The organism is Pseudomonas sp. AP42 (assembly GCF_001728935.1).
GTDB classification, from domain to species: domain Bacteria; phylum Pseudomonadota; class Gammaproteobacteria; order Pseudomonadales; family Pseudomonadaceae; genus Aquipseudomonas; species Aquipseudomonas lactis.
Genome location: NZ_LYSO01000173.1, coordinates 1 through 9,400, shown reverse-complemented (window position 1 = coordinate 9,400; position 9,400 = coordinate 1). Strand labels below are relative to the sequence as shown.

Genomic DNA, 9,400 nt, shown 5'->3' with positions numbered 1-9,400 from the left:
GCTTACTTTTGACTGGGCCGGCATTCCGGCTTTTCAAAAGTGAGCCGCTGTCAGAGCGGAACCCTAGGTGGCCGTTACCTAAACAACGGATATGTACCCGGTCTAACTGCGTTGACTATCAGGCCGTCTTCGCAGCGATGCGGCGACCCGACAAGCCAGCTCCCACATTTGAATCAAGTGCGTCAAAAAGATAGGCGCCGGCTGTCAGGCCGCCACGGGAGCAAGCTCCCTCGCCACAGGTCCAGTGTCGTCCCAAAATTGTGTAGATGCCTATGGCCATCGCGGGCAAGCCCGCTCCCACAGGGGATCTGTTCCTTGCACTGATTCTGTGGGCAGCCCACATGTTTTGCTCACTCTAAAAATCAGGCGATCTCGGCGACGACCGCTGCCAACGCTTTTGCAGGATCCGCCGCCTGGCTGATCGGACGGCCGATCACCAAGTAGTCCGAGCCCGCATCCAGGGCCTGGCGCGGGGTCAGGATGCGGCGCTGGTCATCCTGGGCGCTGCCGGTGGGACGGATACCCGGTGTCACCAGTTGCAACGACGGATGCGCGTTCTTCAGGGCCTGGGCTTCCAGGGCCGAGCACACCAGGCCGTCGAGGCCGGCTTTCTGGGCCAGGGCTGCCAGGCGCAACACTTGCACCTGCGGCTCGATATCCAGGCCAATGCCCGCCAGGTCTTCGCGCTCCATGCTGGTGAGCACGGTTACACCGATCAACAACGGTTTGGGGCCGCTGCGCTGTTCCAGCACTTCGCGGCAGGCGCTCATCATGCGCAGGCCACCGGAGCAGTGCACATTGACCATCCACACGCCCATCTCGGCCGCGGCTTTGACGGCCATCGCCGTGGTGTTGGGGATGTCATGGAATTTCAGGTCAAGGAACACTTCGAAGCCTTTGTCCCGCAGGGTGCCGACGATTTCCGCCGCGCAACTGGTGAACAGTTCCTTGCCGACCTTGACCCGGCAAAGCTTGGGGTCCAACTGGTCAGCCAGCTTCAGTGCGGCGTCACGGGTGGGGTAATCCAGGGCGACGATGATAGGAGTCTGGCAGACGGACATTGGAATGGGCTCTCAGGCAAGTCGAAATCGGCGCGGATTGTAGCGCAAGCAGCGCCGTTGCGGGATCCGATGATCGGTAAATACCGATCAAGCGCCCAATACCGGCGATTCAAGGCAATTGTTTCAACCCCGATACATTCACGACACGCCCCCAATACGCCGCCCGGCTAGCCTCGCGCACATGACCGCCCGCCCAGCACTTCCAGCCCTGGAACTGGGCGCCTATGCTGACAGCCACACTCAGGCAGATGACCTCGCTATGCATACCCCTTGCGACCCTGTAAACGAAGCGCCAAAAGACGCGGTGATCGCCGAAGACAAGCGCTGGAACACCCGTGCGCTGATTGTCGACGACGACGTGCCGATCCGCGAACTGCTGATCGACTACCTGGCACGCTTCAATATTCTCGCCTCGGGTGTCACCGACGGCACCGCCATGCGCCAGGCCATGCAAGCCGAAACCTTCGATGTGGTGGTACTCGACCTCATGCTGCCGGGCGAAGACGGGCTGACCTTATGCCGCTGGCTGCGCGCCGAGTCGGATATTCCGATTTTGATGCTCACCGCCCGTTGCGAACCCACCGACCGCATCATTGGCCTGGAACTGGGCGCTGATGACTATATGTCCAAGCCGTTCGAACCCCGAGAACTGGTCGCGCGTATCCAGACCATCCTGCGCCGGGTGCGTGATGACCGCACCGAACAGCGGGCCAATATCCGCTTCGACACTTGGCGCCTGAACAGCGTACTGCGCCAGCTGGTGGCCGATGACGGCCTGGTGGTGCCGCTGTCCAACGCCGAGTTTCGTTTGTTGTGGGTGTTTATCGAACGCCCGCGGCGTGTGCTGAGCCGCGAACAGCTGCTGGACGCGGCCCGTGGGCGCTCCATTGAGGCTTTCGACCGCAGCATCGACTTGCTGGTGTCGCGCCTGCGCCAGAAGCTGGGGGATGACCCCAAGGCTCCGCAATTGATCAAGACCGTACGCGGCGAAGGCTACCTGTTCGACGCCCGGGATATCGGCTGATGCGCGCCCCCTTCAACACGCTGTTCGGGCGACTGTTCGGCCTGTTGCTGGTGGCGATTGTGCTGGCCCATGTGCTGGCGTTCTTCTGGTTTCACCACTACGGCCCGCCGCCACCGCCCCGCGCGGCGTTCGTCGAACAACCGGACGGCAGCCTCACGCCCTTGCGCAAGGCGCCTCGCCCCTGGTTCGGCGGCCCGGTGGTGCCCCTGACGTTTCAATTTATCTCGCTGATCATCGCTGCCTGGTACGGCGCCAAACTGCTGAGCCGGCCGATCCAGCGCCTGAGCGCAGCGGCTGAGCGCCTGAGCGTCGACCTCGACAGCCCGCCCCTGGTGGAGTCCGGCCCTCGCGAGGCACGCCAGGCGGCCTCAACTTTCAACCTGATGCAAAAGCGCATCCGCGAACAAGTCAGCCAGCGCGCCCGCATGCTCGGCGCGGTCTCCCATGACCTGCGCACCCCGCTCTCGCGCCTCAAGCTGCGCCTGGAACAAATCGAAGACCCCAAGCTGCAAGGCCAGATGCGCCAGGACCTGGACGACATGATCGGCATGCTCGATGCCACCTTGAGCTACCTGCACGAACAGCGCACCAGCGAGACACGGCATTGGCTCGATGTGCAGGCATTAGTGGAATCTTTGAGTGAAAACGCCCAGGACCAAGGCCGCGACGTGCAGTTTTCGGGAACCTGTACGCCGTTGCAGGTACAGCCGATGGCCCTGCGTTCCTGCCTGAACAATTTGATCGACAACGCCCTGCGCTATGCCGGCACTGCCCGGGTGGAACTCGCCGACAGCCGCGGCGCACTGGTGATCCGGGTGATCGACCACGGCCCGGGAATCGCCGCCGATAAGCGCGAAGCGGTGTTCGAGCCGTTCTTTCGCTTGGAAGGGTCGCGCAACCGCAATTCGGGAGGGGTCGGTTTGGGGATGACTATTGCCAGGGAGGCCGTCGAGCGACTCGGCGGCCACCTGAGCCTGGAGGACACACCGGGCGGTGGGTTGACGGCGGTGATGTGGTTGCCGAGGGTTTGAAAACTCCCACCTGCCTGACGCGCCGCGATCCAAATGTGGGAGCTGGCTTGCCTGCGATTGCGTAGTGTCAGTCGATGAGGTGTTGGCTGGCCCAACGCTATCGCAGGCAAGCCAGCTCCCACAGGTACGGCGTCGCACCTACACCCATCAGTTACACGGTTTGTCTTCACGGCGCACCTGCGCCTGGCTCGCGCTCCAGTCTGTCAGCAGGCTGTAAGCCACCGCCAACAACGTCGGGCCAATAAACAGGCCGATAAAGCCGAACGCTATCAACCCACCAAACACACCCAACAACACGATCACCAACGGCAAGTTGCCGCCGCGGCTGATCAGGTACGGCTTGAGCACGTTATCCACGCCGCTGATCACGAACGTGCCCCACACGCCCAGGAATACTGCGTAGGTGTAATCACCCTTCCACGCCAGCCACGCCGTGGCCGGGATCCACACCAGCGGCGGCCCCATGGGAATCAGGCTGAGCAAGAAGGTCACGATACCCAGCACCAACGCGCCCGGCACGCCAGCGATCAGAAAGCCGATCAGCGCCAGCAGCGCCTGGGCCGCCGCGGTGCCGATCACACCATTGACCACCCGCTGCACCGTGCCGGCCACCAGTTCGATGTAATAGCCTGCACGCTCGCCAATCAGGCGCTCCAACAGGCGGTGCACAAACATCGCCAGGCGCGGCCCGTCACGGTAGAAAAAGAACACGAAGACCAGGCTCAGGGTCAGCTCAAGAATGCCGCCGCCGATTTGCGCACTGCGCGCCAACAACCAATTGCCGACCTGGCCCAGGTACGGCTTGATGCTGACCATCAGCGCCGCGCCTTGTTGATCAATGCTGTCCCATGTCGCCACCAGGCGCTCGCCTACGAAAGGGATCGACCCCAACCAGGTCGGCGCCTCGGGCAAGCCGTCGACCTGGATGTCCTTGATCAGCGCCACCGCATCACGCACATGGTCAGCCAGGTTGAACCCCAGCCACACCAATGGCACCGCCACCAGCAACATCCAGCCCAACGTCAGGATGCCGGCCGCCAGGGATTCCCGACCGCCGAGCCAACGGGTGAGCAGACGCATCAGCGGCCAACTGGCAAAGGCCAGCACCGCGCCCCAGAACAGCGCCGACCAGAACGGCGCCATGACCCAGAAGCTGGCACCAAACAGCACCAGCAGCAGGATTTGCACCAGCAGGCGATCGTTATTGAGCATCGGGTATCTCGAAAAGAAGGCTGTAGGAAGAGAGCTTAGGCGAACGGCGCGGGTCCGTTCGCCCTGTGGTGCTTAGCGTATCAGATGCAGATGCAGCCCTTGGGTTTCACCGCTGCCGGTTTCCAGACGGGCGGTGCGCACGCCCTTCTCTACCAGTGCCTGGCGCCAGGCCTCGGCCTGCGGCCCGCTCAGGCTGACGCGCAGGGTGGTGTCGAGGTTCAAGGCTCGGGATATCAAGGTCAGCCAGGTGTCATCCGGTTCGGCGCCCAGCGCGGGAAAATCCAGCTCGCCGGTGCTTTTGAGTTCACGCAGCAGGGTGGCCGAGGTGGGCAGCAGGTCGCCCAAGGGCGCGCTGGCGTCGAGTTGCTCCACATGCAGGTAGGCGCGGCGGTTACCACGGGTGATGCCATACAGCGCGACCAGGGAATTGTCCTGCGGGGCGGCCAGGCGTAGCAGCAGGTATTCCTGTTGGCCGTCAGCGCCCACCAGCTTGGCGTTGCCGAACACCTCGTTGGCCCACAGGCTGCTTTCGCCACAATCGCGGGCCTTGCACCAGAACAACAACTGCGCGCCCTTGGCCTGCAAGGCTTCGCGCGTTGCGGTAAAGGCAGCGCTGGAGCTGTGTTCAGCGGGCAGTTCATAGGTGATTGCAGTGGCGGGGCCGCGTGCGATGGCCTGCCCTTCATAACGCAACTGGCCGCTGATCTTGCGAATCGCGCCCATGGGGTAGATGCGTTCCTTGTCTTCAGCGGGGCGGTAATCGACGATTTGCGCATCAACCTGGCGGGTTACCGCCGGTAAATCCTGGCTGCCGGGCAGGTCGGCGGCAAATACCAGGGGGCTGAAACAGCAAAGGCCAAGGGCACGGATACATCCTTTACCCAGGCTCATCGGATCAGTGAGCCCTGGCCAATGTTGGTCACAGCGATATTGAGTGTGTTCATGGTTGACTCCCTTTCAATCCGCCCAGCCTCGGCAGTTGACCCCGCCAAGTCAAGGCGTGGAGAAGAACCGATTGAAACAGTCTGCAACAAGAGCCGCGCCGGGCTCGTCATTCAGGTGTAAATGATGGCCGCCTGGCAGCGTGGTGACCGTGAAGGGTAGCTGAGAAAGCAATTCGGGATGTTTCGCCAGCATGCCGTCAGCCGCGACCACCAACTGCGTAGGGCACCCTACCCGTCGCACGAAAGCCATGGCTTGTTCTTCGGTCAGGCGCATCGGTGACGCCAGGGTCAGGCGGCTATCGCTGCGCCAGGTGTAACCGCCGGGTACCGGCATCAAACCGCGCTGGGCCAGGAGCTGCGCCGCTTCACGGCTGACCGCCACCACGCCTTTCATCCGCGCCTCAACCGCTCGATCAAGGCTGTTGTAGACCGGCTTGCGCTTGTCTTGCAGGCTCAATTGCGCCTGCAACGCCATGCCCAGGCGCTCGGCCGCGCTCTCGCCGCTGGCGGTCGGCGGGATCACGCCGTCGATCAGGCCCAGGTGTGTCACCCGCTCCGGCAAGGCCCCGGCCAACACCAGGGAGACGATGGCGCCAAGAGAGTGGCCGAGTAATGCAAAACGTTTCCAACCCAGTTGCTCGGCCACCTGCAGCACGTCGTAGACGTAATCCCACAAGGCATAACCGGCGCCGACCGGGCGGTGCGCCGAATGCCCATGCCCCGCCATGTCCAATGCAACGATGCGCAGGCCGTGCAGCTTGGGCGCCAGGCGCGCAAAGCTGTTGGCGTTGTCCAGCCAGCCATGCAGGGCAATCACCGGCAGGCCGTCCTCAGGCCCGAACAGATGCGCGGCCAGTTCGATGTGCGGCAGGCTCAGGCGTACCTCTTCGACGGGCGTACTCATGCGCAATTGCGCTCACGGGCCTGCCAGCGAGCGAACAGCGTCTTGATCAAGGCAGCGGTGTCCTGAGGGCGTTCGAGCGGGAACATATGGCCCCCGGGCATGGTGAGCATTTCGCCCATGGGCAAGCGGTCGACGCCGCTGGCATGGTGGCGCATCACCACCCGGCTCTGGCGGCCACGCACCACGGCCAGCGGCACCTTCAACTGGCGCACCTGGCCCGGGCTGGTGTGGGGCACGCCGCGATAGATGCTGATTTCGGTGGCCGGGTCGAACCGCAGGCGCAGGCGGTCGCCCACTTGCTGCAGGCCATGTTGCAGGTACGCGTCAAAGCAATCGGGGTCGAAGCCACGGAACAGGGTCTTGCCGGCGAAGTAGCTGCGCGCGGTGTCCAGGTCGGTGAATTCTTCACGCCGGCCAAGCGTGCGCCCGGCTGGGGTGAGGCGGTCGATAAAGCCAAAGCGCTTGGCAGCGCGGATCACCCAGCGGTCTGCGCGGGTGAGCACCGGTGAATCCAGCATCACCACGCCCCGGTACAGGTGCGGGCAACGCATGGCCGCGTGCAAATGCAGCACGCCGCCCAGGGAATGGCCCACGCCCCATACCGGCTCTGGCTGCTGCTCCAGATGGTGGATCAGCTCGTCCACCAGGTTCTGCCAGTTATCATCCACCGGGAACCGGGGGTCGTGACCGTGCTGCGGCAGATGTGCCACTGCATATTCCGGGGCCAGGGCGGCAAACAGCTTGCCGTAAGTGGCCGAAGGGAAGCCATTGGCGTGGGTAAAAAACACATGCTGCGACATACAGTTTCCATCAACCAAAACAGAGGGAGATTGTCACCATGCCCGGCGCCTACAGCAATGACTGTAACTGCCAGGAATGATGACACTCACGCCACGCCTATCGCGAAGGCGGTTGTTCACCCAGCGGCACCACGGCCATGGTCAGGCGTGAGACACAACTGGCCTTGCCCTCGTCGCTGCTCAAGCGGATGTCCCACACCTGGGTGGTGCGCCCGATATGAATGGCCTTGGCCACCGCCGTCACCCGCCCGCTGCGCACACCGCGCAGGTGGTTGGCGTTGACCTCCAGGCCCACGCAATAGAACTTGCTGGCATCAATGCACAAATAGGCAGCCATGGAGCCGACACTTTCTGCCAGAACCACCGAGGCGCCGCCGTGCAGCAGGCCGTAGGGCTGATGGGTGCGGTGGTCGACCACCATACTGGCGGTGAGGGATTCGTCGTCGAAGCTTTCGAAACGAATATCCAGCAATTCACCGATGGTGTTTTTCTGGATCGCGTTGAGGTGTTCGATATTCGGTTGGGTACGCCACAGGCTCATACGGTTGTCCTTGTTGGTTTTATTACGGCCCTAATCCTGCCACAGAACGGTTTCGGCGCGCGCGCTCCACGCTTGCAAATGTGGCCCGTACGTCGACTCGATCACGTTGCGCTTGATCTTCAAGGTCGGCGTGAGAAAACCGTTTTCCACCGCCCAGTGATCTTTCACCACCACCAGTTGCCCCATGCGCTCATGCTTATCCAGGCCGGCATTCACCTGTGCCAGCCAACGCTGAAGGCCACTGCCCAGGGCGTGGCGGTCCTCGCCCGGCGCCGACAACACGCACAGCCCGATCGGTGCGCTGAGCCCCTCGCCGACCACACACACCTGTTCAATACGCGCATGTTCGGCCAGGCGGTTTTCAATCGGCGCCGGGGCCACGTATTTGCCTTTGCTGGTCTTGAAGATCTCCTTGAGGCGCCCGGTCAGGCGCAGACGACCGTCAGCGTCCTGCTCGCCCTTGTCACCCGTGCGCAGGAAGCCATCTGCGGTGAGGGTATCCGCGGTTTTCTGCGGGTCCTTGAAGTAGCCCATCATGGTCGCGCCACTGTGTACCTGCACTTCGCCTGACGGGTCGATACGCACTTGCACGCCTGGGCAGGGCTGGCCGATCCAACCGAGCCTTTGCCCGCCAGGGCGACACACATGGGAATAGCCGCAGTTTTCGGTCATGCCATACACCTCCAGCACATCCAGGCCCAGGCGCTGATACCAACGCAGCAACGCCTCTGGCACCGGCGCCGCGCCGGACAGAGCGATGCGCAGCGCATCCAGCCCCAGACCGGCGAGGACTTTATGGCCGACGCGCTTGCCGATAAAAGGCAGGCGCAACAAGGTATCGAGGCGTTTTTCCGGGATTTTGGCGTAGACGCCTAATTGGAATTTGATCCAGATACGCGGCACACCGAACAAGGCCGTCGGCCGCGCCCTGCGCAAATCGGTGAGGAAGGTCTCCAGGCTCTCGGCGAAAAAAACGGTTTGCCCGGTATAGATCGACGCCATTTCTACAAACATCCGCTCCGCCACATGGCACAGCGGCAGGTACGACAGCAGCCGGTCCCCCTCCCCCAGGCCGAACAACTCAGTACCGCGCGTGGCAGCAAAACCCAAGGCGCCGAAACTGTGCATCACCCCTTTAGGCAGACCGGTAGTACCGGAGGTGTAGATGATAGTGGCCAAGCTGGCGGCATCCGGCAGCGGGTTGTCCTGGATCGGAGAACAGGCTTGCAGGTCCGCCCAACTGAAATCGAAAGCCCCGCCAGGACACAGCGGCAGGCTGATAGTCGCCACCCCCGCAGGAACGCCAGGCGCCATCGCCGGCCAGTCATCGAGCTTACCAATCAACGCCAACCGCGCCTGCGAATGGGTCAGCACATGGGCGACGGACTCAGCGGTAAGGTTGGGATAAAGCGGCACCGACACATGCCCGGCCATCCAGATCGCCAAGTCGGCGATGATCCAGTGGGCGCAGTTTTTTGAAATCAGCGCAATGTGCGAGCCCTGGGGCAACTCCCGCGCACGCAGCCAGTGCGCAGCGCAACGCGCCTGGTGGCCCACCTCGCCCCAGGTGAGGGTCTGCACCTCACCGCCGCCGATAGGCTGAACAAGAAAAACTTTACGCGGGTGCCGCGCTTCACGCTCAAAGAAGACCTGCAACGGCAAACGAAAAGCGACAGACATGGGACGCGCTCCTTTGTGATCCGAGGTACAGCCAACCAAGCACTTGCTTGGTTGACTGTATAGCACAGGCAAAGGAAACGGCCTGCCGCTAACCACGATGCGAAGCGAGCCGCTCTTGATCTGGCTCTTGATCTGCTCTTGATCTTGATCTTAGGCGCCCCGTTAAACCACGCTGGCCGGAATTCGACAGGGATTTGGTGGGC

Annotated in this window: 9 protein-coding genes; 2 read left to right on the top strand and 7 right to left on the bottom strand. The window is 62.8% G+C overall.

Features of this window, described 5'->3' with window-relative positions; genetic code table 11:
• Positions 1 to 362: 362 nt before the first annotated feature.
• Positions 363 to 1,061, bottom strand: coding sequence for an orotidine-5'-phosphate decarboxylase (gene pyrF, locus A7K61_RS29630; protein WP_003190068.1), 699 nt, complete (start codon positions 1,059 to 1,061; stop codon positions 363 to 365).
• Positions 1,062 to 1,320: 259 nt separating this feature from the next.
• On the opposite strand from pyrF, the gene A7K61_RS29625 reads away from it, so the two are divergent.
• Together A7K61_RS29625 and A7K61_RS29620 are read left to right on the top strand one after the other, a co-directional pair.
• Entirely contained in the window at positions 1,321 to 2,085 is a 765-nt protein-coding gene (locus tag A7K61_RS29625) for a response regulator (RefSeq protein WP_014717756.1), read from the top strand.
• Positions 2,085 to 3,116, top strand: a complete 1,032-nt coding sequence (locus tag A7K61_RS29620; protein WP_044273032.1) for a HAMP domain-containing sensor histidine kinase — start codon at positions 2,085 to 2,087, stop codon at positions 3,114 to 3,116. Before A7K61_RS29625 ends, A7K61_RS29620 begins: the two co-directional genes overlap by 1 nt.
• A gap of 147 nt (positions 3,117 to 3,263) precedes the next feature.
• Here A7K61_RS29620 and A7K61_RS29615 read toward each other — a convergent pair whose 3' ends face one another.
• The 6 genes from A7K61_RS29615 to A7K61_RS29590 all read right to left on the bottom strand — a co-directional run bounded on the left by A7K61_RS29615 (position 3,264) and on the right by A7K61_RS29590 (position 9,197).
• Positions 3,264 to 4,328 carry an AI-2E family transporter gene (locus A7K61_RS29615; RefSeq protein ID WP_003190063.1) on the bottom strand — a complete coding sequence of 355 codons (1,065 nt, stop codon included), beginning with the start codon at positions 4,326 to 4,328 and terminating at the stop codon, positions 3,264 to 3,266.
• Between the two features lie 72 nt (positions 4,329 to 4,400).
• Positions 4,401 to 5,219 carry a DUF4892 domain-containing protein gene (locus A7K61_RS29610; RefSeq protein WP_069558946.1) on the bottom strand — a complete coding sequence of 273 codons (819 nt, stop codon included), beginning with the start codon at positions 5,217 to 5,219 and terminating at the stop codon, positions 4,401 to 4,403.
• Positions 5,220 to 5,321: 102 nt separating this feature from the next.
• A complete protein-coding gene (locus A7K61_RS29605; RefSeq protein WP_047710435.1) occupies positions 5,322 to 6,176 on the bottom strand; it encodes an alpha/beta hydrolase in 855 nt (284 codons plus the stop codon).
• Complete coding sequence (locus tag A7K61_RS29600; RefSeq protein ID WP_056788499.1) at positions 6,173 to 6,976, bottom strand: alpha/beta fold hydrolase; 804 nt, start codon at positions 6,974 to 6,976, stop codon at positions 6,173 to 6,175. The genes A7K61_RS29605 and A7K61_RS29600 overlap by 4 nt, the downstream gene beginning before the upstream one ends.
• Positions 6,977 to 7,073: 97 nt before the next feature.
• Positions 7,074 to 7,517, bottom strand: a complete 444-nt coding sequence (locus A7K61_RS29595) for a hotdog fold thioesterase (protein WP_069558945.1) — start codon at positions 7,515 to 7,517, stop codon at positions 7,074 to 7,076.
• A gap of 30 nt (positions 7,518 to 7,547) precedes the next feature.
• Positions 7,548 to 9,197 (bottom strand): AMP-binding protein, encoded by a 1,650-nt coding sequence (locus A7K61_RS29590; protein ID WP_069558944.1) that lies wholly within the window; start codon positions 9,195 to 9,197, stop codon positions 7,548 to 7,550.
• Positions 9,198 to 9,400: the final 203 nt, after the last annotated feature.